Source organism: Streptomyces sp. NPDC044033, from assembly GCF_056434425.1.
The window spans coordinates 111,279-137,343 of sequence record NZ_JBWKFF010000016.1 but is presented as its reverse complement, the minus strand read 5'-3'; the positions used below and the strand labels follow the sequence as shown (position 1 = coordinate 137,343).

General features: G+C 72.6%; 17 protein-coding genes. 11 read left to right on the top strand and 6 right to left on the bottom strand.

Annotated features, from left to right (window positions below):
* Positions 1 to 149 precede the first annotated feature (149 nt).
* The 7 genes from AC07AB_RS26370 (at position 150) to AC07AB_RS26340 (ending at position 10,107) form a co-directional block, all read left to right on the top strand.
* Complete coding sequence (locus AC07AB_RS26370) at positions 150 to 599, top strand: ATP-binding protein (RefSeq protein ID WP_478571385.1); 450 nt, start codon at positions 150 to 152, stop codon at positions 597 to 599.
* Between the two features lie 55 nt (positions 600 to 654).
* Positions 655 to 828, top strand: a complete 174-nt coding sequence (locus AC07AB_RS26365) for a hypothetical protein (protein WP_478571382.1) — start codon at positions 655 to 657, stop codon at positions 826 to 828.
* A gap of 138 nt (positions 829 to 966) precedes the next feature.
* The gene (locus AC07AB_RS26360; protein WP_478571379.1) at positions 967 to 2,520 is read left to right on the top strand and encodes a TIGR02677 family protein; all 1,554 of its coding nucleotides are present in this window, start codon (positions 967 to 969) and stop codon (positions 2,518 to 2,520) included.
* A complete protein-coding gene (locus tag AC07AB_RS26355) occupies positions 2,517 to 3,902 on the top strand; it encodes a TIGR02678 family protein (RefSeq protein WP_478571377.1) in 1,386 nt (461 codons plus the stop codon). The genes AC07AB_RS26360 and AC07AB_RS26355 overlap by 4 nt, the downstream gene beginning before the upstream one ends.
* A 305-nt stretch (positions 3,903 to 4,207) precedes the next feature.
* Positions 4,208 to 8,299, top strand: coding sequence for a TIGR02680 family protein (locus AC07AB_RS26350; RefSeq protein WP_478571374.1), 4,092 nt, complete (start codon positions 4,208 to 4,210; stop codon positions 8,297 to 8,299).
* Positions 8,296 to 9,537 (top strand): TIGR02679 family protein, encoded by a 1,242-nt coding sequence (locus AC07AB_RS26345; protein ID WP_478571372.1) that lies wholly within the window; start codon positions 8,296 to 8,298, stop codon positions 9,535 to 9,537. Before AC07AB_RS26350 ends, AC07AB_RS26345 begins: the two co-directional genes overlap by 4 nt.
* 306 nt (positions 9,538 to 9,843) lie before the next feature.
* On the top strand, positions 9,844 to 10,107 hold the full coding sequence (locus AC07AB_RS26340) for a hypothetical protein (protein ID WP_478571370.1): 264 nt from the start codon (positions 9,844 to 9,846) through the stop codon (positions 10,105 to 10,107).
* Between the two features lie 39 nt (positions 10,108 to 10,146).
* On the opposite strand, the gene AC07AB_RS26335 is transcribed toward AC07AB_RS26340, so the two are convergent.
* Positions 10,147 to 13,302, bottom strand: a complete 3,156-nt coding sequence (locus AC07AB_RS26335; protein WP_478571368.1) for an AfsR/SARP family transcriptional regulator — start codon at positions 13,300 to 13,302, stop codon at positions 10,147 to 10,149.
* A gap of 295 nt (positions 13,303 to 13,597) precedes the next feature.
* Here AC07AB_RS26335 and AC07AB_RS26330 point away from each other — a divergent pair, with 295 nt between their 5' ends.
* A complete protein-coding gene (locus AC07AB_RS26330) occupies positions 13,598 to 14,860 on the top strand; it encodes a hypothetical protein (protein WP_478571365.1) in 1,263 nt (420 codons plus the stop codon).
* Entirely contained in the window at positions 14,848 to 15,372 is a 525-nt protein-coding gene (locus AC07AB_RS26325; RefSeq protein WP_478571362.1) for a transcriptional regulator, read from the top strand. The genes AC07AB_RS26330 and AC07AB_RS26325 overlap by 13 nt, the downstream gene beginning before the upstream one ends.
* Here the strand turns inward: AC07AB_RS26325 and AC07AB_RS26320 are convergent.
* The gene (locus tag AC07AB_RS26320; RefSeq protein ID WP_478571360.1) at positions 15,285 to 17,432 is read right to left on the bottom strand and encodes an ATP-binding protein; all 2,148 of its coding nucleotides are present in this window, start codon (positions 17,430 to 17,432) and stop codon (positions 15,285 to 15,287) included. The genes AC07AB_RS26325 and AC07AB_RS26320 overlap by 88 nt on opposite strands.
* 389 nt (positions 17,433 to 17,821) lie before the next feature.
* Here AC07AB_RS26320 and AC07AB_RS26315 point away from each other — a divergent pair, with 389 nt between their 5' ends.
* The gene (locus AC07AB_RS26315; protein WP_478571357.1) at positions 17,822 to 19,078 is read left to right on the top strand and encodes a L,D-transpeptidase; all 1,257 of its coding nucleotides are present in this window, start codon (positions 17,822 to 17,824) and stop codon (positions 19,076 to 19,078) included.
* 72 nt (positions 19,079 to 19,150) lie between these two features.
* Here the strand turns inward: AC07AB_RS26315 and treZ are convergent, their stop codons facing one another.
* From treZ to AC07AB_RS26300, 3 genes are all read right to left on the bottom strand, one after another.
* Complete coding sequence (treZ, locus tag AC07AB_RS26310) at positions 19,151 to 20,896, bottom strand: malto-oligosyltrehalose trehalohydrolase (protein WP_478571355.1); 1,746 nt, start codon at positions 20,894 to 20,896, stop codon at positions 19,151 to 19,153.
* A 260-nt stretch (positions 20,897 to 21,156) separates the two neighbouring features.
* The gene (locus AC07AB_RS26305; RefSeq protein ID WP_478571352.1) at positions 21,157 to 21,870 is read right to left on the bottom strand and encodes a response regulator transcription factor; all 714 of its coding nucleotides are present in this window, start codon (positions 21,868 to 21,870) and stop codon (positions 21,157 to 21,159) included.
* Complete coding sequence (locus tag AC07AB_RS26300) at positions 21,867 to 23,111, bottom strand: sensor histidine kinase (RefSeq protein ID WP_478571349.1); 1,245 nt, start codon at positions 23,109 to 23,111, stop codon at positions 21,867 to 21,869. The genes AC07AB_RS26305 and AC07AB_RS26300 overlap by 4 nt, the downstream gene beginning before the upstream one ends.
* A gap of 141 nt (positions 23,112 to 23,252) precedes the next feature.
* Between AC07AB_RS26300 and AC07AB_RS26295 the strand changes: the two genes are divergently transcribed.
* A complete protein-coding gene (locus AC07AB_RS26295; RefSeq protein ID WP_478571346.1) occupies positions 23,253 to 23,468 on the top strand; it encodes a hypothetical protein in 216 nt (71 codons plus the stop codon).
* Positions 23,469 to 23,527: 59 nt separating this feature from the next.
* Here AC07AB_RS26295 and treY read toward each other — a convergent pair whose 3' ends face one another.
* Positions 23,528 to 25,963, bottom strand: coding sequence for a malto-oligosyltrehalose synthase (treY, locus tag AC07AB_RS26290; RefSeq protein WP_478571343.1), 2,436 nt, complete (start codon positions 25,961 to 25,963; stop codon positions 23,528 to 23,530).
* Positions 25,964 to 26,065 lie beyond the last annotated feature (102 nt).

Genomic DNA, 26,065 nt, shown 5'->3' with positions numbered 1-26,065 from the left:
CTCTCGCGCGCCTAACTCACTGTCCACCTACGTCGCGGCCATGGTTACGCCAAGTCATTAGTACTGTCTACCCTTTGTGCGCGTACGCTGACTCAGCGTACGTGCGGCACTCCTGGTGACAGGGGTTGCGGCGAGCCAGATTGGGGGCCATGACGACACCCCCCACGCATCAGCGCATCGTCACCGTACGTGCGTTCACCCAGCGCTTCAGCTCGACCAGGCTCGGCGCGCGCCTTGCCAGGCACCTGGCGTTGCATCAGTTGGAGAGCTGGGGCATTCCGCACTCCAGCCCCACGTCGAGTTCGGTCGCCGTGCTCGTAGCGGAGCTGGCGGCGAATGCCGTGACTCACGGCCGGGTCGCTGGACGGGACTTCGAGCTGCGGATCACCTGGACGCCGGGCACCTTGCGGATCGAGGTGTCGGACACGCGGAGCGAGCGGCGCATCCCCGGGCCGGGGGAGACCTCCATGCCCGCGCCGGACTCGGAGACCGGCCGTGGGCTGGTCCTCGTGGAGGCGCTCGCCGACCGGTGGGCGGTGCTCGACCGCGTACCCGTCGGCAAGACCGTACGGGTCGAACTGGACCTCCCGAGGTCATAGTGCGCGAACTCGCAGGGGCCGCGCTCGCTCCGGGGAAGCGCAGGGGGCGGGCCGCGTGATCCTGGAGCACTTCGTTCTCGATGCCGGTCTCGTCCTGGGGCAGGCCGTGGCCGTGATGATCGCGCGCCGGGCGGAGTACGAGCGTCCCGGCGAGGCGGTATCCGCCGCGACCGTTTCGCCGAGGCCGCGCGAAGGGCCGGGGGAGGCGGGCGCGGACCCGGATCGCTGATGTTCCACCGGAGCCGGCGCCCTTCGCGCGCGTACCCGCCATGGCTGTCGGAGGGCCCCGGTACGCTGGCGGGCGTACGGAATGCGGAGCCGACGTGCGAGGGGCGAGATGGACGGGGCGGCCAGGATTCCGGCCGACATGTTCCGGTTCACCACCGGCGATCGGGCGCCGCTGTACGCCGCGATTCTGCGCGCGTTCGGTGACGCGAACGAACGGTTGGTGACGGCTCTCGGCCTGGACGATGTGCGGGAACGGTTGCGGGGCGTCGGGTGGTTCGACGCGCTCACCGACGACGATCTGGTGTCGGCCCTCAAGCAGCTGAGCGGGTGGCAGTTGCTGGACGTCGTCCAGAACCACGCCGAGAACTACCACTCGGCCGAGGAGTACGAGCGCCGCAACCTCCAGTACTCCCTGACGCGCCGGGGGGAGGCCGCGTTCGCGGGCGTTCAGCACGCGTTGGCGGTTCTCGCCTCCACCGGGGCGCTCCAGACCGCGGTGCTGGACGCCATCGCCGACCGGATCGCCGAGCTGGCCGCGCTGCTCGGCGACGCGGGCTCCACCGACCGCCGCGTCTTCAGCACGCTCCAGGAACTGGAGGGGCATCTGGACGCGCTGCGCGCCAACACCAAGCAGTTCAACGGTGAACTCCAGCGCCTCCTACGGGCCGACGGCACCGACCTCGCCACCTTCCACGAGGTGAAGGCCGCCACGGTCGGCTACCTCCAGGAGTTCCTGACCAACCTCGACCAGCGGGCGCATGCCATCGCGAGCGCCATCGCCCGCGTCGAGAAGCGAGGGGGCGAGGCACCGGAAGAGGCCGGGGCGGTCGAGGAGTTGTGGCGGCGGGCGCTGCGCGGCGCGGAACTGCCGCCGACCGCGGGCGGCGACCCGGCTCCGGCCTGGTTGAGCCTGCGGCGGGCCCGGTGGGAGGGGCTGCGTGCCTGGTTCCTGCCGGCCGACGGCTCCCCGGCCAGGGTGGAGCAACTGCACCATGTCGCGCGCCGCGCCATCGTCACCCTGCTCCAGGTGCTGGACCGGATCACGGAGTCACGCCGCCGTTCCTCCAGCGCGGCGCAGGATTTCAGGGAACTCGCCCGGTGGTTCGCCGCGGCCCCGGACGAGGACGGGCTGCACCGGCTGTGGTCGGCGGCGTTCGGCCTCGGCTCCGCCCGGCACGCGCACCTCGTACCCGCCGATCCCGAACTGACCGGCGCCTCCGAGAGCTGGGCGGCGGCGCCGCCCGTGGAGGTGTCGGCCCTGCTGCGTTCCAGCGGCCGTACGGAACGCTTCACCCGCACGGGCCGGGTTCGGGACGTCGTGGCGCTCAAGGCCGCCCGGGCCGAGCGGGCCCGCGCGGAGCGCGCCGAACTCGAAGCCGCCTGGAGCCTGTTGCGTACGGAATCGCCACTGCGGCTGTCGGCCTTCGGCGCCCTCGACCACGGAACCTTCGAACGGCTGCTGGACCTGCTCGGCCGGGCCCTGGCCGTCGCCCCGGACAGTACGGGGGCCCGGCGGGCGGTCACGGGCGACGGCCGGGTCGAAGTGGTGCTGCGGCCCCCGGCCGACAGCGCGCAGGCGGTGCTGCGCACCGCGCGCGGGCAGTTGACCGGGCCGGACTACGTGATCGAGGTCCGTACGGCCCGTACGGCCCGTACGGCGGGGGCCCGGCTCCCGGCGGAGGCGACCGGATGAGCTCCCTCGCCAATCAACTGGTGATCGCCGAACGCGAGGAGGTGGCGCGCGGCATCCGGCTGCTCCTCGCCCGGCCGCTGCTCACGGAGCGCGCCGACCCCGACGCGTTCGACCTGGTGCGCCGCCGCAAGGAGTCGCTGGTCCGCTGGTTCGACTACACCCTGGGCTGGACGCTGACCGTCGAGCCGCGGCTCGGCCATGCCCGGCTCGCGAAGGTGCGGCAGCACGCGGACGCCGGCCGCCCCGCCCGGCGGCCGAGGTCCGGCCGCGCGCCGTTCGACCGCCGCCGTTACGTCCTGCTGTGCGTGACCGCCGGTGAGCTGCTGTCCGTACCGGTCACCACCATCGGGCTGCTCGCCGGCCGCGTCGCCCAGGCCGCCGCCGCCGATCCCGCGCTGCCCTCCTTCGACACCGCCCAGCGCGCCGAACGCATGGCGTTCGTGGACGTCCTGCGGCTGCTGGAGTCGTACGGGGCGCTGCGGACCGTCGACGGGGCTACGGACAGCTTCACGGACTCGGCCGAGGCGAAGGTGCTCTACCAAGTGCAAGCGGGCGTCCTCATGCGGCTGCTCGCCGCGCCCAACGGCGCGTCGAGGCTCGCGGTCGAGCCGGACAGCGTTCCCGGGCGGTTCGAGGAATTGCTCACCGGGCTTGTCGAGGAGCGGCGGTACGGGGCTCGGGGGGCCGAGCCCACTGGGGGTGGGGGGCTGGCTGGGGTGTCCGGGGTGTCCGGGACTTCTCGGGATGCCGTGCCTGACAAGGCAGTTGGGCTCAACGGGACTGCCGAGCATGCCGCGCCTGTTGTGTCCACCGAGCCGACGGGCTCCGCCGACGCGGCGGCCCCGGCCGCCTCCGCGGTGCAGCGCAACCTGTGGCTGCGCCACTCCGTGCTGCGCCGCCTCTTCGACGACCCGGTGGTGTACCGGGACGAGCTCACCGAGGCCCAACTCGGCTATCTCGCCTCGCCGACCGGGCGGCAGATCATGCGCCGGGCCGCCGAACAGGCCGGTTGCGTGCTGGAGGAGCGCGCCGAGGGCTGGCTGCTCGCAGATCCGGACGGGATCGCCACCGACGGCAGGTTCCCCGACGACTCCAGCCACGCCAAGGTCGCCGCGCTGCTGCTGCTCGACACCGTCACCGCCGACCCGGCCGGCACCACGCCCGAGCAGCTCGCGGCCGCCGCCGTCGGGCTGCTCGGCCGCTTCCCGAGCTGGGCCAAGGCGTACCGGTCCGAGGACGGCGCGGCCCGCCTCGCCGAGGACGCCGTGGCGGTGCTGGCCGGCTTCGGCCTCGTACGCCGCGACGGCGACCGGATCACCGCCCGCCCCGCCGCCTTCCGCTACCGGGTCACCGGCGCCGCCCAGCCCGAAGGCACGTCATGACCGGAGCGTTGGGCCGGCGGTTCAATGGTGGCGATGCGGCCGGTCGGCCCAGGGCCGGGTGCACGTGGAGACAGCAGACCTCAAGGGGCGAGATCGTGAGACAGAAGTGCTGTGGGTGCCGTGGCCGTCACGTGGGACTGCCGGGGGTGCCCAGGTCGGGGCGTCGGAACGGGATGTTCCGGATGGGAGCGCACAACGGATGCCGACCCGAGGGGACGCCCGTATGAACGTCACCGCGCTTCCCCAGCTCGATGGGGCGTTCCTATGACGATCACCGCGCTTCCCCAGCTCGAAAGGGTGCTCCCATGACGGTCACCGCGCTTCCCCAGCCCCGCGCGGAGCGCGCGAGCACGCCCCGCTGGCAGCCGTCCCGTGCCGGAGTGCTCAACATCTGGCGCTACTACGACGAGGTGTTCACCTTCCACCGCGGCAAGCTGCTGCTCCGGGGGCCGAACGGCACGGGCAAGTCGAAGGCGCTGGAGGTGCTGCTGCCCTTCCTGTATGACGCGAGCCTGCGCCCCAACCGGCTGTCCACGTTCGGCGGTTCCGAGCGCACGATGCACTGGAACCTGATGGGCGAAGGAGCCTCCGGCGTCACCCGGGTGGGATACGTCTGGCTGGAATTCCGTACGGACGCGGGCGACGGGACCGGACAGGGCGGCGAACCCGCCTGGCTCACCCTCGGCGCCCGGTTGCAGGCCAGCGAGCGCACCACCTCGGTGACCGCCGACTACTTCACCACCAGCCTGCGGATCGGCGTGCCCGGCGGCCTGTCGCTCGTCGGCGAGTCCGCTCAGCCCCTGACCCGCGCCGCGCTGGCCCAGGCCCTCACCGGCCACGGCGAACTGCACGCCTCCGGCGCCGACCACCGCGCCGCCGTCCGCCGGACCCTCTTCCCCGGCCTGACCGAGCAGCGCTACGACGCGCTGATCACCGCGCTGCTCCAGCTGCGCACCCCGAAACTGTCCGAACGGCTCGACCCGTCCCTCCTGTCCACCCTGCTCTCCCGCGCGCTGCCGCCACTGGACCGTGGCGAACTCTCCGACCTGGCCGACGGTTTCGAGCGGCTGGACCGGCAGCGGGAGCACCTGGCCCGGCTGGACGACGAAGTGCGCGCCGCGCAGACGCTCGCCGCGCGCCAGCGCTCGTACGCGCAGCGCGTCCTGCGCGCCGGGGCCGCGGAGCTGATCGCGGCCACCACCGACATGGACAACCGCACCCGTGCGGCGCGCGAGAGCGAAGAGGAGTACGGCCAGGCGCTCGATCGCCGGGCCCGCGCACAGGAGAAGCAGGCGGAGGCCGAGGAGCTGGGGGAGGAGCTGCGCTCCCGGATCGAAGGGCTCACCGAGTCCGAGACCTACCGCAAGGGCCGCGAACTCGACCGGCTCGGGCAGCGCGCGGCCGACGCGCGGCGGGAGGCCGACACCAGGGGCGCCGCCGCCGAGGAGGCGCGCGGGGACGCGCACGACGACGCGGTACGGGCCGCCGAGGCGGACGACGCGGCCGCGGCCGAGGCGGCCAGGGCGCGCGACGTGGGCGCCGCGACCGAGCAGGCGGCCCGTCAGGCGGGGCTGCCCACCGCGTACGCCGAGGCTGCGACCGCCGTCGCGGCGGGCGACCCGGACCTGGCCAGGCAGTTGCTGCACGGCGCGGTGCGCGGCAGGCTCGGCGGGATCGCCACCGTCCGTACCGCGCTCGGCGCGCACCGCGACGCGGCGCGCGAACGCGATGCGGCGGAGGCCGCCCTGGAGGACGCCAGGGCGTCGCTGGCCGCCGCCTCCCAGCGGCGTACCGAGTGCGCCACGGACCACGAGAGCGCTCTCGACGAGCAGGCCCAGCGGCTGCGCGCTTGGGCTGCGGGCTGCACGGAACTCGCCTTCGACACCGGACTCATCGAAGAACTGGCCGCGCAGGCGGCACACGAGGCGGAGGTGCTGACGCTCACCGAGGCCGCGGTGCGCACCGCCGACCGCGCCCTCGCGTCGGCGGAGACCACGGCCGCGCGCCGCCGCGCCGAGGAAGCGGCGGTGCGCGAGGGGCTGGCGGCCGAGGCCGCGGGGCTGGAGGGCGAGAGCGACCTGCCGCCCCAACCGCCGAGGACCCGCACCTCGGACCGGTCCGTACTGCCCGGAGCGCCGCTGTGGAAGCTGGTCGCCTTCCACGAGTCCGTACCGGACGCCACGCAGGCCGGGATCGAGGCGGCGCTGGAGGCCGCGGGGCTGCTCGACGCCTGGGTGGGGCCGCACGGCGGGCTGCTGGCCGCGGGCCACGACACGTTCGCCGAGGCGGACTGGGCGGAGCCCGTGCCCGGTCGCAGCCTCGCGGACGTCCTGGGGCCGGAGCCCGGCGCCCCGGTGCCCGCCGATCGCATCCGGCGGCTGTTGTCCGGCGTCGCCTACGGCGAGACCCTTCCCGAAGGGCACCGCGCGGCGGTCGGCGCGGACGGCACCTGGCGGCTGGCGAGTGTGACCGGCAGCTGGGCCAAGGCCGAGTCGGCCCATATCGGAGCCATGGCGCGGCACCGCGCGCGACAGCGCAGGATCGCCGAACTGACGCTGCGGATCGGCGAGTCGGACGCGGCCATCGCCGGATGCGACGACGAGCTGTCCGCCATCGCGGGCCGCCGCCGGACCCTCGACCTGGAGCGGCGCGGCCGCCCCGACCACCGTCCGGTGGCCGTGGTCCAGCGCGCCCTGGACCACGCCGTGAGCGACGTCGCCCACCGCGACGATGCCGTGCGTACGGCCGTGACCAGGCGCTCCGTACAGGAGAAGGCGGTCACCGCGGCCCGGCTCACCCTGGAGGCCACCGCGGCGGAACACGCCCTGCCCACCGACCGTACGGCTCTGGAACGGCTCGCCGAGAGAGCCGAGAACCTGCGCGAGTCGGCCGGTCAGTGGACCTTCGCCGAACTGCGGTTGGCCCACGGGCTCCGCACGGCTGCCGAGGTGCGCGGGCAGGCGGACCGGTCCCTGCGGGCCGCCGAGGAGCGGAAGAGCGAGGCGCACCGAGCCGAGACGGCCGCCCGGGGGCTGGCCGCCACGCTGGAGGAGATCACGCGCGCGGTCGGCGCGGAGTACAAGGAGGTGCTGGCCCGGATCGAGCAGCTCCGCGCGGACCTGCGGCGCGCCCAGGAAGAGCACAAGCGGCTGGGCGCCGAACTCATCGAACTCGCGGGCCGCATCGGCTCGTTGGGGAACGCGCGCGTCGGCGCGGCCGAGCGGCGCGATGCCGCGATCGCCGCGCGGGACGCGGCGGCCGGGCGGTTGCGCCGGTACGCGGCCCTCGGCTTCCCCACCGACGCCGGGGCCGCCGAACTGCGGCTCGCCCCGGGCGACGGCACCAAAGCGACCCTGGAGGTCGCCCGTACGATCGCGGCTCAATGGCACGCCGTGCCGCACGCGCCGAAGAACCTGGCGGACGCCCTGGGCCGGCTCGGCGAGACCGTGCACGAGAGCCGCCAGGCGCTCAGCGACCGCGCCGACCTGGACCTCGGCCCGGACGACGAGGGAGACGTCCAGGTCTTCACGGCGGCGATGGACGGCGCGTCGATCGGCGCGGCGCAGCTCCTGGCGGCGCTGTCCGCCGAACGCGACCGCAGCCAGGACGACATCACCGCCGCCGAACGGGAACTGTTCGACAAGACGCTCACCGGCGACACCCGCCGCCACCTCGCGGCCCGTATCCGCCAGGCCAACGAACTGGTCGACGCGATGAACGCCCGGCTTGAGCGGGTGCGCACCGCCTCCCGGGTCGCCGTGCGGCTCGTATGGCAGGTGGACCCCGCACTCCCGCCGGGCACCAGGGCCGCCCGCGAACTGCTGCTCAAAGACCCGGTGCGGGTGACCGAAGCGGACCGCGACGCGCTGCACCGCTTCTTCCGCGACCGCATCGAGGAGGCCAAGGCGGCGAACACGGCCGCGAGCTGGGAGGAACAGCTGGCACAGGTGCTGGACTACACGGCCTGGCACCAGTTCGTGGTGAAGCTCGACCGGGCGAACGGGCACGGCTGGCAGTTGCTGACCAAGAAGCTGCACGGCGCGCTGTCCGGCGGCGAGAAGGCCATCGCGCTGCATCTGCCGCTCTTCGCCGCCGTGGCCGCGCACTACCACGCGGTGCCGCGGGCACCCCGGCTGATCCTGCTGGACGAGGTGTTCGTCGGCGTCGACGCCACCAACCGCGGCCAGGTCTTCGACCTGCTGCGCGCCCTCGATCTGGATCTGATGCTCACCTCGGACCACGAGTGGTGCACCTACCGCGAACTGGACGGCATCGCCGTGCACCAACTGATCACCGGCGACGGCGGCGGCCCGGACGCCGCCCCGGACGAGGCGGTCACCACGGCCCGCTTCGTCTGGGACGGCGCCGCGCTCGTACCCGACGAGGAGCAGCCGTGACCTCCACCGCCGGCCGGCCCATGGACCGCCCGGAACTGGCTCCGCTGTGGCGCGCCGCCCACGACCGGCTCTCCGCGGGCCGCCCCGTCAGCAGGGTCCGCGTCGGGCCGCTCACCCCCGAGGGCCGTAGCGCGCTGGCAGACCTGCTCGGCCTGGACCGGCTGCCGGACACCCACGTGAGCGTGGACCTGGCCCGGCTCGACACCGCGCTGGTGGAGGTCTGCGGACGCGACGTACGCGCCGTCGTCGCCGAGATCATCGGGCCGCTCGGCGACCGGGCGGCGGAACGCGAGGCCAAGAGCGCGAGCCGCGCCGGTCTGTGGGCCTGGCTCGAAGACCACCCGACGGTGACGGCCCAGCCCGCGCTCGGCGCGTGGACGGCGCAGGTCCGCCGTACGGGCCTGGTGGCCGGCTCCGTCGCCCGTACCCGCGAGTCCTTGGAACAGGCGCTGCGCACCCTGGCCGCACTGCCCGCGCGGGGCGAGCCGCTGCCGGTGTTCGCGACGGCCGTCCTCGGCGACTCACACGCCCTCGACGACGGAACCCGCCTCTCCACCCTGGTCCTACGGGCCCTCGCCGCGCTGCACGAGACACCCGCGCCCGAATCCGCGGCCGACCGCCGCGCCCTGTGGGGCCGCGCCGGGATCGCGGACGACGCCCTGTCCACCACGGCCCTGACCGCGGGCTTCCACCCCTCCGGAACCGGCCCGGTAGCCCGCGCCCTGACCGCGTACTCCGACTCCGGACACGCCGCCCACCTCACCCTCGCCCAACTCCGCGACCCGGGCGACCTCCAATTCCCCACCCAGGACGTGCACATCACGGAGAACCCGAGCATCCTGGCCCTCGCCCTCCGCCGGTTCGGCCCGGCCTGCCCACCACTGGTGTGCACCTCGGGCTGGCCCAACAGCGCCGTCATGCTCCTGCTCCACCACCTCGCGGCCGCCGACTGCCGCCTCCGCTACCACGGCGACCTCGACGGCGAGGGCCTGCGCATCGCCGCCCACATCCTGGCCAAGACCCCGGCGGAGCCCTGGCGGATGACTGCCGCCGACTACCTGACGGCCCTACGGAGCGCCCAACGGGGCCCGGCCCCGGGGCGGATCACCGAGGCGCCGTGGGACCGGGGGCTGGCGACGGCGCTCCGCGAGGCGGGGGCGTCGGTTGTGGAGGAGCAGGTGGCGGGGGTGCTGCTGGGGGACTTGGCAGCGCAGGCCCGCGCCGGCGGCTGCCGTTGAACTGCCGCTGATGAGTTGACGGGCGAGGGGCGCCGAGCGGCGACGGGCCGTCGGTCGGTCGTGGCTCAGACGTCATCCTCGGCTGCCGTAATCCAGATCCTGGTCCGGGCGCTCGTCGGCGTCTGTTGGGTGTTAGTCTCGCGGGACTCCGCGATCTTGGAGTTCGGATCTTCAACTCTTGTACTTGTTAGGGGAATTGTGGGTCGTATGGGGAAAGTTCTCGCTGGCGTTGTCTGTGTAACCGCAGTAGTTGTATGCGTCGGTGCGGTTGGTTCGGCAGCCGTGACGGAGAGCTTTCGTGCCGGCTTGTCCGAACAGTCGGCGACGGTGTCGGCGAGCATCGCGCAGGCGACGTGGCGGGAGCAGAAGGACGTGGTTCCCGACGCGAGTAACGTGCAGTTGATGTGGTGGGGGCCGCGGGGCGCGGTCACTGACGCGCGCAACGCACAGTTGATGTGGTGGGGGCCGAGGGGTGCGGTCACCGACGCGAGTAACGTGCAGTTGATGTGGTGGAAGCCGGTGGGCGTGGACAGGAAGCCCGTGGACGTGCCGAGTCTCGCGCAGGTCTGACCCGAATTTTCCGCTCAGGTGACAGGCCCCTGGGAATTCTCAGGAGCCTGTCACACCGTGGTCCGTTAACAGGTTTTGAAGGCTCTCCGCCTCCGCCGTGGCTTCAAGGCTTTGGTAGATGGTGACAGCCTGTGCGCCGTACTGGCGCGCCACATCGATGCTGCGCGACGACATAGCGGTTCGCGCGAGCCCGGCGAGCGCGTGTGCGGAACCCAGCGGAGAGCCGGCGTTTCGGGCGACGGCAAGGGCCTGCTCGTAGATTTCCAGCGCGACGCCGGGCCGCCCCGAGTCGCGCTGGACGTCGGCCATGCCGATGAGAGCGCGCTGGCGTTCGTACGTGTTGCCGATGCTGTGGGCGACCTCGGCGGCCATGCTGAAGTGGAGCAGCGCCTCACCTCGCCGCCCTGTCCGTGCGTAGGTCGTGCCGATGCTGATCAGTACATTGGTCTCGCCCAGGGCGTCGCCTCCGGAACGGTGGCTGTCGAGGGCTCGCCGGAAGCACTCAAGTGCTCGCGCCGTCTGTCCCGTCTCCTGGTGGATCGCGCCGAGATTGGTGTTGAGGATGGCGAGTTCCTGTCGGCCGCCGTGTCGCTGAACCAGCGCCAAGGACCGCTCGTAGTAGTCGCGGGCCTCTTCGAACTGCCCTTGCTTGTAGAGGAGTTCACCCATGTTATTCGATGCGGTAATCAACCCGTGCACCTCGTGGAGCTCTTCGCGGATGCTGAGGACTGCCCTGAACATCCGGAACGCCTCTCCGTGCCGCCCGCTGTAATACACCGCCGCACCTTGGACGTTGAGGCAGTCCGCCTCCCCCGAACGGTCGAGGATCTCCCGGTAGCTCGTCAGGGCTCGGTCCAGGAGGCGCATCGCCATGTCGCCGTTTCCCAAGGCGAGTTCGGCGCGTCCCGACTGGAGCAGGGCGTCGGCGCAGCCGCGCGGGTCCTGCCGGTCCTGGAAGAGAGACAGGGCCTCGGTCGCGCACTGCCGAGCCTCGGTGGGGTCCTGCTGCGCCAGGACGGCCGCCCGTTCGACCAGGGTCCGGGCCAGGGCGGTGCCGTCGCCGCGCGTACGGAGGGCCGGGACGGCCGCGTCGTAGAGGGCGGCAGCGATGTCCCAAGTGCCCCAGATCTTCAGCGACTCCGCCAGGACGTACGGGAAGAGCGCGGCGTATCCGGGCGAGGTGGCGGCGGCGGTACGTGCCACTGCCAGCAGGTTGGCGCGTTCCACGGCGAGCCACGCTGATGCTTCGTCCGCGTCGGCGAATTCAGGGGCGTATGGAGACCGTCCTTCTTCTCCCAGTGGCAGCGTGCGGCGGCGCGGATGGGTCAGGCGGTCGGCTCGGTGGGCGCTGGTGAGGTAATAGTCGAGGAGTCGGTCGACGGCGTCACGGCGGGCGGGCTCCGGTTCTGTCCCGGAGCAGACCCGCAGGGCAAAAGCACGGGCGAGATCATGGAACCGGTAGCGGTCCTGTACGGGCTCTTCGAGCAGATGGCAATCCAGCAGCTCCTCCACGATCCGGCGAATTCGCCCGGTTTCCGTTCCGGCTTCCGGCGCCATGATTGCGGTTGCCGCTTGGAGGGTGATGTCGGGTCCCGTGTGCAGCGCCAATCTGCGGAAAAGGCGCTGCGCGGGAGCGCTGAGTTCGCTGTGCGTGAGCTGGAACGCCGCAGTGACCGATCCGTCGAATTCGCTGAGGGGGTCGGCGGACTGAGTGAGCCGGTCCAGGAGATGACGGAGGCCCCAGGAGTCATGGTTCCGGAAGTGGCTCGCCAGCAATTGGACGGTGAGTGGGTGGCCCCCACACGCGTCCACGACGCGCTCCAGGGCCGCGCAGTCGGCAGATACCCGAGTGGTGCCCGCGATACGGGTGAAGAGCCCGGTGGCCTCCGTCGCGGAGAGCACATCGACGAACAGCGAAGTGGCGCCGTCGAGGCCGGTGAGCCGGTTCCGGCTGGTCACGATCGCCCGGCAGGCGGGCGCACCGGGGAGCAGGGGGCTGACCTGCGAGGCGTTCCGGGCGTTGTCGAGGATGACGAGTACGCGGCGGCGGGCCGTCCACTCCCGCCATTTGGCCGCGCGCTCATCGAGCGAGTCGGGCAGTGCGCCGGATTCTCCGGAGGCGTGCAGCAGAACGGCGAGTGCCTCTGCGGGATCGTAAGGCGGATGGCCGCTGTAGGCGTGCAAGTCCACGTAGAACAGCCCGTCCGGGTAGGACGCGCGCAATTGATGCCCGGCGCGAATGGCCAGCGCGGTCTTGCCGATTCCTGGCATTCCATGAATGACCATGAGCGGCATCGCTGTTTCCGCGCCCTCCGCGGACGTGGACTGCGCGAGCAGAATGCGCAGCTCGCTCGCCCGTCCCGTGAAGTCCCGGGTGTCGCGCGGCAGGTAATTCCGGGGTTCCGGCGCTGCCGCCGGGTGAGGGCCGGTGGTGTCGCCGAGCAGCGAACGGTCTTGTTGGAGAATTCGCTGGTGGAGCTCGCGCAGCTCCGCTCCGGGCTTGATCCCTTGGCCCACATCGAGACGCCGGTGTGTGTTCCGGTAGAGGGTGAGGGCTTCGTCGTGCCGTCCGGAGCGGTACAACGCCAGCATCAGCTGGGCGATCACTCGCTGGGCGAGCGGATTCAGCGCGGCGAGTTCATGGAGTTCGCCGATGAGATCGGCATGCCTCCCCAGCTCCAGCTCCAGGCGTATCCGCTCCTCCCGCACGCGGCGGTAGTCCTCGACCAGCCGGGCGCGCGACGAAGCGGCCCAGTCGTTGGTGAACTCCGTCAGGGGGTCGCCTCGCCACAGAGCTTCGGCCCTGCGCAGCAGATCGATGGCCGCTTCCCTCTCGCCCCGGTCGGCCGCCGCGTCCGCGTCGGCGCGCAGCCGCTGGAAGCGCGACAGGTCGACGTCCCCCGGGGCGACGCGGAGCCGGTACAGGCGCGGCGACGGCCGCTCCACCCGGGCCAGGTCGCCGACCGCCCGGCGCAGCCGGCCCCGTAATCGCGACAGGTAGGTGTGCAGCGTGTCGAGGGCCGTCCGAGGCGGTTCGTCGCTCCATACCCGGTCCAAGAGCGCGTCCAGGCTTACCGGTTCACCTCGGGCGTGGGTCAATACGGCCAGTACACAGCGTTCTTTAGCCGAACCCAGCGCCTGCTGTTGCTCGTGATGCCATAGTTCAAGTGATCCCAGAGCAAGAAGTTCCACCATCGCCCCCCGACGGGTGCGCTTCTTCTTGCTGCCGTCGGCAGCGCCCGCACGTCTGTGCGGAACTCACTTCACTCTTGCCACGGAGCGAGGGGGAGCGGGCAGGGGCGCACGGAAGCACGGCGGGCGCACAGGCGGTTTTACGATCTCTGCCGCACGGCTGCACGTGGAGTGCAAGGTTCCTGCAAGTCGCCCATCCAACCTCCGGGGCATCCCCTGGTCAGTGACCGCGAGCCGTCGCGGTCGACCGGGCCGATCGACCGTTCCGGGGGCGAGGAAGACCGGGGGGATGGATTCGATGAGCATGACCATGATGGAAGCGCACGGGCGCTATGTGCCGGTGCGCCTGGACGCCGACCGCTGGGCCACCCGCCGGATTCACCGACGGCTTTTGGTCGCGGTCCACACGGTGACCGCCGGGAAGAGGCTGTTCGACGCGGTTCGCCTGCTGGAGGGCGACCCGCGGATTCAGGTGTTCTTCAGCGGCCCGCCCGACGTGTTCAGCAACGGTGTGGAGGAATTCCTGGAGGAGCTCAACGGGCTTGTGCTGCCGTGGGGCCAGGCGGTGCAGACCGAGTTCGACCTCGCGCTCGCCGCGAGCCACGGCAGCCTGCACGAGCTGCACGCCCCGGTGATCGTGCTCCCGCACGGCGCCGGATACAACAAGATCGTCCCCGCTGGGCAGCGCGGACGTCCGGTGGCGGAACGGGGCGTGTACGGGCTCAGCAGGCAGCGCCTGATACGCGACGGCACGGTGATTCCCGAGGCGATCGTGCTGGCACACCACGAGGAGGTGGCCCGCCTCGGCCGTGAGTGCCCCGAGGCCCTGCCCGCCGCGCGCGTGATCGGCGACCCGTGCTTCGACCGCATCACCGCGAGTTTCTCCTCGCGGGTGCTGTACCGGGAGGCCGTGCACGTCAGGGCCCGCCAGCAGCTGATCCTCCTCTGCTCCACCTGGGGGCCCTCGTCGCTCCTGGGACAGAGCTGGGAGCTGCTGGAACGGCTCGTCGAGGAATTGCCCAGCGACGAATACCGCGTCGCGCTGCTGCTGCACCCGAACGTGTGGAACGCCCACGGCGAATGGCAGATCCGCAGCTGGCTGGCGGCTCTGGGACGCTCCGGGCTCACCGTGGTCAGCCAGCACGCCGACTGGGTCGGAGCGCTGGTCGCCGCGGACTACATCGTGGGCGACCACGGCTCCGTCACCCTCTATGGCGCGATGACCGGCGCGCCGGTGCTGATGGCAGGCACCTCGGAGGCGGACCTCGACCCCGCGTCGCCACTGGCCGAACTGCTCTCCTTCGCGCCCCGATTACGTGGGGGCCGGCCGCTGCGCCAGCAGCTCAACCGGAGTTCCACGGCGTACCGCTCGCCTCGTTACGAGCGGATCGCGGCCCGGATAACGTCCGAGCCGGGACAGTTCGCCCAGAAGATGCGCGCGCTGATCTACCGCAAGCTGCGGCTCCGGTCCCCCGCGGTACGGATCGCCGCGGAACCCGCGCCGCTCCCGTTCACGGTGCGGTACGACGAGCCGGGGAGCGTCGTGTCATGGCGGCGCTGACCGTCTTCGTGTCCGAGTCGGCCGTCCCGGAGGCCGCGGGGGAGCGAGCGGCGGTGCTCCGTACCCGCGTCGCGCTGGTGCGCCCGGGCTCCGGCATCCCGGTCGTGGACGAGCACCTGAGGGTCGAGCTTCCCGCGCCCGCTCCGTGGCCCCGGCTCGCCGACGTGCTCCTGGGCCAGGGGAGCGGGGAGCGGGGCGCGGCGGAGCTGGCCGCGTCCCATCCGGGCGCCTTGGTGGTGGCGGTATACCGGGGCCACGACTGCTGGATACGGTTCGCCACCGACGGGTGTGCGCTGACGCTCAACGGACAGCGGGCGTCGGCACGACCGCCGTGGGCGAGGTGGGCCTCACTGGCCCACGCCTGGCTGGTGTCCGGGCTGCCGGTGGCGGAGTTCGCGTCGGCACCGGTGCGCCTGCTGCCGGATCATCCCCCGGCGCGGCCCTCCAACTGTTCGAGCAGCGTACGCGCCGCCTCGGCGTCGGCCGACCGGGACCGGCCCGCCGCGTCGTAGAGGTCCAGGGCCTCCAGGCAGTGCCCCCGGGCGAGATCCGCTTGCCCGTGCCGTTCGGCGAGGCTCGCCAGGGTCCCCAGGGCGCGGGCCGTCTCGTAGTCGGCGGTCATCCCGCGCAGCGTCTCCAGAGCCATGGACAGCCGGTCCATGGCCTGGTCGAACAGGCCCACCGTGAGATACGCGCGGCCCAGCAGTGTGGCCGCGCGTGCGGCGTTGTACGTGTCGCCCTCGTCCATCAGAGTCGCGTACGCGGCCTCGGCGCCGGCGATGGTTTCGCGGGGGAGACCTCTCGTGAGGGCTATGTCGGCGAGGTTGAAGTGGGCCAGCCCGCCGGCCCGGCGGTCGCCGCACCGAGGCAGTTCGGAGGCGGCCTGCGCGAAGAACTCAGCCGCCCGGTCCAGGCGGCCGAGCCGCTGATGGGCGAGGCCCTGGTAGTTGAGCGTGCGGGCATACCCGAGTCCGTTCCCTTGGGTGCGGAACTTCCGTGCGGCCTGCTCGAACATCTCCAGAGCGCGCTCAGGACTCTCCATGCCCAGCTCACCGATGCCGCCGGAGGTCAGCATCCGGCACTCCGCCTCGGTGTCCCCGAGCTCCCGCGCCGCGGCGAGCCCTTCCGCGTGAGCGGTCCGCCACTGCTCGTAGAACTTGCGTCGCAGGAAAAGGGGCCACAGGGCATCGGCGAGCTGCCATCCGACCGTGGGAAAGCCGGCGGGCCGTGCGCCGCGAATCACCGCCATCAGGTTGGGCAACTCGCGTTCCAGCCAGTTCAGCGCGCTCACCGCGTCGTCGCCGAAGTCCGTTGTGACCACCGGCCCCGCGCCGTAGTCGCGGTCCATGGACAGGTGCTGGGGTTCGACGATCTCTTCGGCGCGGGTGGCGGTGGCGAGATAGTGGTCGGCGATACGGCGCAGGGCGGCGGTCCGCTCATGCGGGGGTTCGTCCTGCTCCGCCTTGGCGCGGGCGTGCAGCCGGACGAGGTCATGGAAGCGGTAGCGCTCCTCGCCGGTGCTCTCGTCGCCGACGTCGATCAGCAGATTGGCGTTGTGCAGCAGATCCAGCAGGTCCGCCGGGTCCTCGGCCAGCACCGCCGTGGCCACCGGGCCGCCGAACTCGGAGCCGGGATGCAGCCCGAGGAGGCGGTAGAGCCGTGCCGCTCCGGATTGCAGTCCCTGGTAGGAGACGTCCAGTGCCGCCCGTACATTCTGGTCGCCTTCGATGGCCAACCCCTCCAGTCGGTCGTGCTCCTCGGTGAGCTCGCGCACCATCGTGGTGATGCCGCGCCGCGGGCGCGCCGCGAGCCGGGCCCCGGCGATGCGCACGGCCAGCGGCAGGCCGGCACAGAGCTCGGCCAGGGCGCGTGCCTGGTCGGGCTGTGCGGCGACTCGGCCGTCGGCGAGCGTCGCCTCCAGCAGTTCGACCGCCGCCTCCAAAGTGAGGGGCTCCAGATGCACCTCGTAGGAGCCGTCCACGACCAGGCCGGGCATCCGCCAGCGGCTGGTCACCGCCGTCACGTTCCGGCCGCCGGGCAGCAGCGGGCGGACCTGGGCCGCCGACGCGGCGTCGTCGAGCAGCACCACCAGCTGTCTGTCCGCCGTCAACGAGCGGTACAGCGCCGCCCGTTCGGCGAAGGCCAGCGGTACCTGCCGGGTCGGCACCCCCAGGGCGCGGAGGAAATGGCCGACCACTTCTCCCGGCTCGGCCGGTCCGCCGGGGGACTGCGCCCCCAGATCCGCGTACAGCTGACCACCGGGAAAGTGCCGGCGCAGCGTGTTCAGCCAGGCCAGCGCCACCGCCGTTTTGCCGACACCGCCCAGGCCGCTGACCGTGGCCAGCGTGGCGTGGCCGCCCTGTCCGGAGTGAGTGCGGTGCTGCTCCAGCGCGCTCAGTTCCGTCGTACGGTCGGTGATGCGGACCGACGGTGGGAGCTGCCACGGCGGCTGGTGTCCGGAGGCCGCTTCGGTCTGGATGTGGATGCCGCCATACACGGTCCGCGCCTGTACGGCGGGGCCGTGCACCGTGCCGCTCAGCTCATGGTGACCATCGTGTTCGCGTCCCCCCACTGGTCCTCCTCGACCGCGCGCGTACCGCTCCGTCGTGTCGATCCCCAGAGAGTCGTGTCGATTCCCGGGGAACAGCCTTTCCGCGTGAGCGCGCGGTATCCGTCCCGTGAGAGTGATGTGTCTCTCTGACCGTTTGACCGCCTTGACGGAAGAACGAGCGAGATCCTCGGGGGAGGGGCCTGACCGCGACCGGCAGAGGCCCCAGCCGCCGCGTCCTCCGCGCGGCGGGCGATTTTGTCGTCTCCCGGCTCGTCCGTCTCTTTTTTGTCGAATCGCAACATGATGACTGCAACTCGTTGCCCCATCCATCTGTCTTAGGGGGTGCAGGCCGCGGTTGCAGCGGTACGGGCGGAGCCAGGGAACTAGAGCACATGAGGTGGACGGCGCACATGCCTGAGCACAATCGGGGAGAGATAACGAGAGCTGATGAGCGGATCACGCGTCGACCCGACCGTAAACTCGCGCGGGCGCTGACCGTGGGCGGGGCGGCCGCAGCGGCGGCGCTGCTGCTCACGGCCTGCGGCGGCAAGGACGGCGCGTCCGGCAAGGGCGGGGATGCCGCTTCCTCCGCGTCCATCGCGATCGCCCCCGCCAAGGACGCCGCCACGGTCGCCCCGGACAAGCCGGTCAAGGTCACCGCCAGTGGCGGCAAGCTGACCGAGGTCAAGGTCGCGGGGCCGGACGGCAAGGCCGCCGCGGGATCGATGGGGGCCGGCGGCGCGTCGTGGCAGAGCAGCGGCGCGCTGGCGACGGGCGCCAAATACACGGTGACCGCCACGGCCAAGGACTCCGACGGCCACAGCACCACCAAGACCTCCGGGTTCACCACCCTGAAGCCGAAGCACCCGGTCAACTTCAAGATCAACACGGCGGACGGCGGGACGTACGGCGTCGGCATGCCGGTGTCGGTCACCTTCGACCAGAAGATCACCGACAAGGCGGCGGTGCAGAAGGCCCTTGAGGTCTCCACCAGCCCGCACGTCGACGGCGCCTGGAGCTGGGTGCGGGACTGGTCCGCGGACCACCCCGGGCGCATCGACTTCCGGCCCAAGGAGTACTGGAAGCCGGGCACCAAGGTGTCCGTCAAGGCCAACCTCGACGGCGTGAACACCGGCGGCCAGCACTACACCGCCAAGAACGCGTCCGAGACCTGGACGGTCGGCCGCTCGCTGATCGCCACGGCCGACAACGACGCCCACACCCTCAGCGTGGAGAAGGACGGCAAGAAGCTCAAGACCCTGCCCGTCACCCTGGGCGCCCCCGGGCGCGACACCTGGGGCGGCGTCATGCCGGTCATGGACAAGCAGCACAAGGTGTACATGACCTCGCAGTCGGTCGGGTTCGGCTCGGACGCGTACCACGACTGGTACTACTACGCGGTACGCCTCACGCCGTCCGGCACGTACGCCCACATGAACAAGGCGGCGGACACGCTCGGCGGCAACACCAACGAGACGCACGGCTGCATCGGTATGCGTACGAACGGCGACGCCGAGTGGTTCTACAACCAGGTCATCCCCGGTGACGTCTTCGACGTGAAGAACGCCCCGAAGCCCGTCCAGGAGGGCAACGGCTACGGCGACTGGAACCTCTCCTGGGACCAGTGGCTGGCGAACAGCGCCATCAAGGGCGGCGGCAACGGCTGACCCGCCCCGAGCAGCAGCACCACGGTGGCGTCACTCCTTGTGGAGTGGCGCCACCGGCGTTTCGCCGGCCGTTCAGCGCAGGATCGCCGCTGTCTCCGGCGGTACGAGCAGCGTGCCCTCCTCGTCCGGGAGCGGTACGGGCCGCCACGCCGCGACGACCTCCGTGCAGCGGGCATCCGGGCCGAGCCACACCTTCACCGGCCCGTCGGTCGGATTGACGACGATGTGCAGCGGCCCCGCGCGCATCGTCACCGTCAGATCGCCGCCGACCGACAGCCCGGAACGGCGGCCGAGATCCGGGTCGGTGATCGCCGGCTCGGTGCGGCGCAGCTCGATCAGGCGCCGGTACCAGGCGAGCAGCGCGTCGTGCGGGGCGCGCTCGGGCTCGGACCAGTCGAGACAGGAGCGCTCGCGGGTGGCCGGGTCCTGCGGGTCCGGGATCTCCTCCTCGGCCCAGCCGTGGGCCGCGAACTCGCGGCGCCGCCCCGTCCGTACCGCCTCGGCCAGTTCCGGGTCCACATGGTCGGTGAAGTACTGCCACGGGGTGCGGGCGCCCCACTCCTCGCCCATGAAGAGCATCGGTGTGAACGGGGCGCACAGCACGAGCGCCGCCGCGCAGGCGAGGACCCCGGGGGACAGGGCGGTGGCGAGCCGGTCGCCGAGCGCCCTGTTGCCGATCTGGTCGTGGGTCTGGGTGTAGGCCAGCAGCCGGTGGGCGGGTGTGGTGTGCAGGTCGAGGGGGCGGCCGTGCGAGCGGCCCCGGAAGGTGGAGTACGCGCCGTCGTGGAAGAAACCGCCGATGAGGACCTTGATGAGCGCCTCCGTCGGGGCGGCGGCGAAGTCCGCGTAGTAGCCCTGGGACTCGCCGGTCAGAGCGGCGTGCACGGCGTGGTGGAAGTCGTCGTTCCACTGGGCGTGCACGCCGTGGCCGCCCGCCTCGCGCGGTGTGATGGTGCGCGGGTCGTTGCGGTCGGACTCGGCGATCAGGAAGAGCGGCCGGCCGAGCCGGGCGGCCAGCGCGTCGACGGCGGTGGACAGCTCGGCGAGGAAGTGCTCGGCGCGGGTGTCGACCAGGGCGTGCACCGCGTCGAGCCGCAGCCCGTCGACGCGGTAGTCGCGCAGCCACGCGAGGGCCGAGCCCGTCAGGTAGCCGCGGACCTCGTCCGAGCCCGGCGCGTCCAGATTGACGGCCGCGCCCCACGGCGTGTGGTGCCGGTCCGTGAAGTACGGGCCGTACGCGGGAAGGTAGTTGCCCGAGGGGCCGAGGTGGTTGTGGACCACATCGAGTACGACGCCCAGCCCCAGCGCGTGCGCCGCGTCCACGAAGCGCTTGAGGCCGTCCGGCCCGCCGTAGGGCTCGTGCACCGCCCACGGCGACACACCGTCGTACCCCCAGCCGTGCGTACCGGGGAAGGGGCAGACGGGCATCAGCTCGACATGGGTCACCCCCAGCCCGGCCAGGTGCGGCAGCCGCCGCGCGGCGGCCTCGAAGGTGCCCTCGCGGGTGAACGTGCCGATGTGCAGCTCGTACAGGACCGCGCCCGGCAGCGGCCGGCCGCGCCACGGGTGCCGCCACCCGAAACGGCCGTGGTCCACCACGGCGCTCGGTCCGTCCGGCCCCTGCGGCTGGCGGCGCGAGCGCGGATCGGGCAGCACCGGGCCGCCGTCGAGCGAGAACCCGTACCGCGCGCCGTGCCCCGCCTCCGCCGCGCACCGCCACCAGCCGGGGCGGTCCGGATCGCGCTCCATGCCGTACTCGTGTCCCTGGAGACGGAGCGCGACCCGCCGCGCGTCGGGCGACCACACCTCGAACTGCATTGTCGGCTCCCCTGTCCCCTGGACGGCGATGTCCCTATCGTGCTCCTTCGCGGGCGTCCGGGCGACGCTCCCACTCGTCATACGGGCCACAGCCGTTGTATGGGCCGGGCCACGCTCGTCGTACGGACCTCACTCGTCTTATGGGCCACGCTCGCCATACGGACCTCACTCGCCTTACGGGTCCCACTCGTCTTACGGGCCACACTCCTCGTACGGGCCCCACTCGCCATACCGGTCCCACTCGTCGTACGAGCCGTGCCTCACTCCCTGTCGAGAAGCCCCGCGTCGTGGGTCAGCAGGGCGATCTGGACCCGGTTGGACAGATCGAGCTTGGCGAGAATTCGCGACACATGGGTCTTGACCGTCGCGACGCTCATGAACAGGGCCGCGCCGATCTCGGCGTTCGCCATACCCCGCCCGACCGCGACGGCCACCTCGCGCTCCCGGTCGTTCAACTGCCCCAGCAGCGCCCGCGCCCGCCGGCCGTCCGCGCCGGAGCCCGCCACCTGCGAGATGAGCTGCCGCACCACGGTCGGCGAGAGCGCCGGCTCGCCCGCGGCCACCTGCCGTACGGCCGCGACGATCTCGGCCGGCGGGGTGTCCTTCAGCACGAACCCGGCCGCTCCGGCCCGCAGCGCGCGCAGCACCTGTTCATCGGCGTGGAACGTGGTCAACACGATGACCTGCGGCGGCCGCGGCCGGCGTCGCAGCTCCTCGGTCGCCGCCAGCCCGTCCACGGTCGGCATCCGGATGTCCATGAGGACGACGTCGGGCGCGTACCGGTCCACCAGCGGCAGCACCTCGATGCCGTCGGACGCCTCGGCGACGATCTCCAGGTCGGGCGCGCCGCCCAGCATGAGCCGCAGCCCGGCCCGTACGAGTGGATCGTCGTCGACGAGCAGCAGCCGTACGGAGGGCGGTTCGGGGGCGTCGTCGTCCGCGGGGGTGACGGGCGGACGGGCGGGGTTGCTCATGAAGGCCACGGTAGCCAGGCGGACAGGCGGAAGGCAGCGCCGTCCGCGCCGCTCTCCAGCCGCCCGCCCGCGAGCTGGGCCCGCTCGGCGAGACCGATCAGCCCCGCGCCGGCCCCGGGGATCGCCGGGCCGGCCGAGGCGCCTGGAGCGGGCGGACGGCCCGCGCCCGAAGCCAGCGGATTGCTGACGGACACACTCAGCCCCTCGCCCGCCGACCCCGTGATCCGCACGTCGACCGCCGCCTCCGGCGCGTGCTTACGGGCGTTGGTCAGCCCTTCCTGCACGATCCGGTAGACCGTGCGGCCGGTGGCGGCGGGAACGGAAGCGGCGGCGGGCACGGAACCGGCGGCGGACACGGAACCCTCGGCGGACACGGACTCGACAGCCTCGTACGAGACGTCCGTACCGGCCAGCCGCGCCTCCGCCACCAGGCGCGGCAGGTCGGTCAGGGTGGGCTGCGGCCGAGCCCCGTTGTCGCCCCCCTCGCTCTCGCCGTCGCGGTCGTCGTCCGGGGCGCGGAGCACTCCGATGACCTCCCGCAGATCTTCCAGCGCCTGGTGCGCGCTGCTGCGGATCACCCCGGCCGCGACGGCGATCTGCTCCGGCGGCGCGTCCGGGCGGTATTCGAGCGCGCCCGCGTGGACGCTCAGCAGTGACAGCCGGTGGGCCAGCACATCGTGCATCTCGCGGGCGATCCGCTCCCGCGTCAGGCGCTGCGCCCGTTCCGCCCGCAGCCCGGCCTCGGCCTCGGCGCGCCGCGCCCGCTCGCGCAGCGACAGCAGAAGCTGGCGGCGGGAGCGGACGAACATGCCCCAGCCGATCACCGCGAGATAGAGCATCGAGCCGACCAACACCGCCGCCAAGAGGGAGAGACCCGGCTCGGGGCGCACGAGCGGGTAGACGACGGTGGTCGCCACCGCCAGGCCGCCCAGCCACGCGGTGTCCCGGAACGGGCGGTGCACGGCGACCGTGAACAGCGCCACCGCCGCCGCGCCCGGCACGAACTGCGAGAACGCGCTGAGCGTCACCAGCACCGTCGCCAGCGCCACCGGCCGGCGCCTGCGCAGCCACAGCGCGGCGCAGCTGAGCGCGCCCACCACCTGGTCGGCGACGAGCACGCCGTGCGCCGTGTCCCGCGCCGCCGAGTCGGCGGTCAGCAGGATGAAGGCCGCCGCGAGCAGGAAGCAGGAGATGTCGACGGTCCAGTCGCGCGCCGTACGGGCCCCCGATGAGCTGTTCATGTCGACGAATCTACTGACCCGAAGGGCGCTCCGGATGGGCGCGAGCCCGATCGCCGACCAAAGTCGCACGGCCGTATACCTTTGGCCGACTCGCCCCCGGCCTGCGGTTTCCTAGCCTTGCGGCATGAAGAAGACAGCGGCATGAAGAAGACATGGGAGTCACTGGGCGTGATCCTGCTGGTGCAGGGGTGCGCGGCCCTGGTGTGCCACTTCACCGGCTGGCACCGTCCGGTGTGGCTGTTCACGCGCCTCCCCTTTCTGGACGGCTACGAGGTCTTCGCGGGCATCGTCCTCGCCGTGCTCGGCGCGGCCGTTCTCGTCGGGTCGGACACCCTCGCCAAGCGGAAGGACACCTGACGCGCACGGGCTGATGCCCGTGCTCACGCCCGTACGCCCGTACGCGTTCATCCCCGCACTCACGCCCGTACGAGAAGCGCCACCGGGCAGGGGTCCAGCAGCTCGGACAGCGGGACGGCGCCGGCCGCGCCCCGGCCCGTCAGCAGATCGCGCCAGCCGCCGTCCGCGTCCGGCAGCCGCAGCGTCGTGCCGCGCCAGCCGCCGGACTCCGCGAGGCGCGCGGGGAGCCGGGTGACCGCGCTGACCACCGCGCCCGAGCGGGCGAAGGCGGTGCAGTGGCCGGCGGCCGGGCCGGTGGCGGTCAGTGGCTCGTACGAGGCGGCGGCGCCGAACCACTCGGGGTGCGCCCGGCGCAGCCGCAGGGCCGCGCGCGTCAGCAGCAGCTTCTCGTCCGAGAGGCCGCGCGGGGGCTCGTCGGCCTCCCCGAGGGGCTGGTCCGGCAGGTGCGGCGGGCGGCGGTTGTCGGGGTCGACGAGGGCGAGATATTCGCGTTCGGTGCCCATATAGAGGTCCGGGACGCCGGGCATGGTCAGGTGCAGCAGGGCCGCTCCGAGCGTGTTGGCCCGTACGGACGGCGCGAGCGTCGCGCGGAACCGGGTGAGTTCGGCGCTCGCCGGGCCGCCGGGGCCCGCCTCGACGAACGCCGTCACCGCTGCCTCGTACGCCGCGTCGGGCTCGGTCCAGGTGGTGCGCAGCGCGGCCTCGCGCACACTCTTGAGCACCGCCGGAACCAGCCGCCCGGCTGCGGTATCGGCGTCCGCACCGGCCAGCCCCAGGGCCAGCTGCCAGGTCACCCAGGCGACATGCGCGTCGGGCGCGGAGCCGGCCGCCGTGTGGTGGGCGTCCTGGTCGAGGGGGGCCGGCGGCTCCAGTGACGCCAGCAACTCGCGCCACTGGTCCGGATGTTCGGTGAGCGCCGCCAGCCGGGCGCGGACGTCGGCGCTCCGTTTCGTGTCGTGCGTGGACAGGACCGTGCCCGAGGACGGCCAGTCGCGCTGCGTACGGGCGCAGTAGGCGTGGAACTCCCGCGGCGGCACGGCCGGGTGTTCGGGCGCGCCGCCGACCTCGGTGGCGGAGAGCAGCGGCGTGTAGCGGTAGAAGGCGGTGTCCTCGACGGACTTGGCGCGCAGCGCGGAGGCGGTCTGCGCGAACCGTGCGCAGAAGTCCCGTTGGTCCGGGCCGTCCCCGAGCAGGCCGAGCGCCGCGTCCCGCACGACATCCACGGCGTGCGCCTCCGCGGGCACCGCGAAGGCCGTACGGGCCCCTTCGGCGGCCTCCTGGAGCAGTGCGGCGTCCCCGGGCGTGGGGGGCGAGCCGGGCACGGCGTACGGGCGGTAGACGGGGAGCCGGACCAGGAGTTCGCGGATCGCGGTGCGCAGCGCGGCGGGCGCGTGGTCGCGCAGCGGGGGCCGCGCCGCGCAGATCCGGTCGGCGGTGCGCACCAGCCGCTCGATCTCCGAGGTCAGCTGGTGGGCGGCGACCTTGTGGGCGGCGCGGCGCGCGGTGGCGGGCCAGTCGCCGCCCCGGTCGTCGGCGGGGGCGGCGAAGGCGCGGTAGGCGCGGGTGAGTTCTTCGGCGCCTCCGGGGTCGACGAAGAGGCCGTCGACGTGGGTGAGCGCGTCGTAGCCGGTGGTCCCGGCGACCGGCCAGTCGGCGGGCAGCCGCTCCCCGCGGCCGAGGATCTTCTCGACGACGGTCCACCGGTCCCCGGCCGCCTCGCGCAGCCGCCGCAGGTATCCGGCCGGGTCCGCGAGGCCGTCCGGGTGGTCCACGCGGAGGCCGTCGAGCACGCCGTCGCGCAGCAGCTCCACCACTTTGGCGTGGGTGGCGTCGAAGACCCCGGGGTCCTCGACGCGCACCGCGATCAGGTCGGAGATGGTGAAGAAGCGCCGGTAGTTGAGGTCCGTACGGGCGAGGCGCCACCAGCCGAGCCGGTACCACTGGTGCTCCAGCACACCGGGCAGCGGCAGCCGCTCGGTGCCGGGGCGGAGCGGGAACTCGTGGTCGAAGTAGCGCAGCGTCGAGCCGGACACGGTGAGGTGGCGCAGTTCCTCGCCGAGCCGGCCGCCGAGGACGGGCAGCAGCACCTTGCCGCCGTGCTCGGCCCAGTCGATGTCGAACCAGCGCGCGTACGGCGAGGCCGGGCCGTCCCGCAGCACCTCCCACAGCGGGCGGTTGAGCCGCTCGGGGGCGGGGACCGCCATGTGGTTCGGCACGATGTCGAGCACCAGGCCGAGCCCGTGCGTGTGCGCGGTACGGGCCAGCGCGCGCAGCCCGTCCTCGCCGCCGAGCTCCGCCCGTACGGCGCTGTGGTCCACCACGTCATAGCCGTGCGCGGAGCCCGGCACGGCCTCCAGCACGGGGGACAGATGCAGATGGGACACGCCGAGGGAGGCGAGATAGGGGACGGCCCGTTCGGCGGCGGAGAACGGGAACTCCGGCTGGAGCTGAAGCCGGTAGGTGGCGGTGGGCGGTGCTGCGGGGTCGGGCCTCATGGGAACGTACGTACCCGCGACGGGGCACTCCGCCGGTGCGTGTGCGCGGTACACGCACTATCGGGTCGCGGGGCGGGGGCGCTACGGGTCGTCTCGGGGGCG

Coding starts and splice junctions, on each gene's coding strand:
- AC07AB_RS26370 (WP_478571385.1), top strand. CDS start 150: ATGACGACACCCCCCACGCATCAGCGCATCGTCACCGTACGTGCGTTC.
- AC07AB_RS26360 (WP_478571379.1), top strand. CDS start 967: ATGTTCCGGTTCACCACCGGCGATCGGGCGCCGCTGTACGCCGCGATT.
- AC07AB_RS26355 (WP_478571377.1), top strand. CDS start 2,517: ATGAGCTCCCTCGCCAATCAACTGGTGATCGCCGAACGCGAGGAGGTG.
- AC07AB_RS26350 (WP_478571374.1), top strand. CDS start 4,208: ATGACGGTCACCGCGCTTCCCCAGCCCCGCGCGGAGCGCGCGAGCACG.
- AC07AB_RS26335 (WP_478571368.1), bottom strand. CDS start 13,302: ATGGTGGAACTTCTTGCTCTGGGATCACTTGAACTATGGCATCACGAG.
- AC07AB_RS26330 (WP_478571365.1), top strand. CDS start 13,598: ATGAGCATGACCATGATGGAAGCGCACGGGCGCTATGTGCCGGTGCGC.
- AC07AB_RS26325 (WP_478571362.1), top strand. CDS start 14,848: ATGGCGGCGCTGACCGTCTTCGTGTCCGAGTCGGCCGTCCCGGAGGCC.
- AC07AB_RS26315 (WP_478571357.1), top strand. CDS start 17,822: ATGCCTGAGCACAATCGGGGAGAGATAACGAGAGCTGATGAGCGGATC.
- treZ (WP_478571355.1), bottom strand. CDS start 20,896: ATGCAGTTCGAGGTGTGGTCGCCCGACGCGCGGCGGGTCGCGCTCCGT.
- AC07AB_RS26305 (WP_478571352.1), bottom strand. CDS start 21,870: ATGAGCAACCCCGCCCGTCCGCCCGTCACCCCCGCGGACGACGACGCC.
- AC07AB_RS26300 (WP_478571349.1), bottom strand. CDS start 23,111: ATGAACAGCTCATCGGGGGCCCGTACGGCGCGCGACTGGACCGTCGAC.
- AC07AB_RS26295 (WP_478571346.1), top strand. CDS start 23,253: ATGAAGAAGACATGGGAGTCACTGGGCGTGATCCTGCTGGTGCAGGGG.
- treY (WP_478571343.1), bottom strand. CDS start 25,963: ATGAGGCCCGACCCCGCAGCACCGCCCACCGCCACCTACCGGCTTCAG.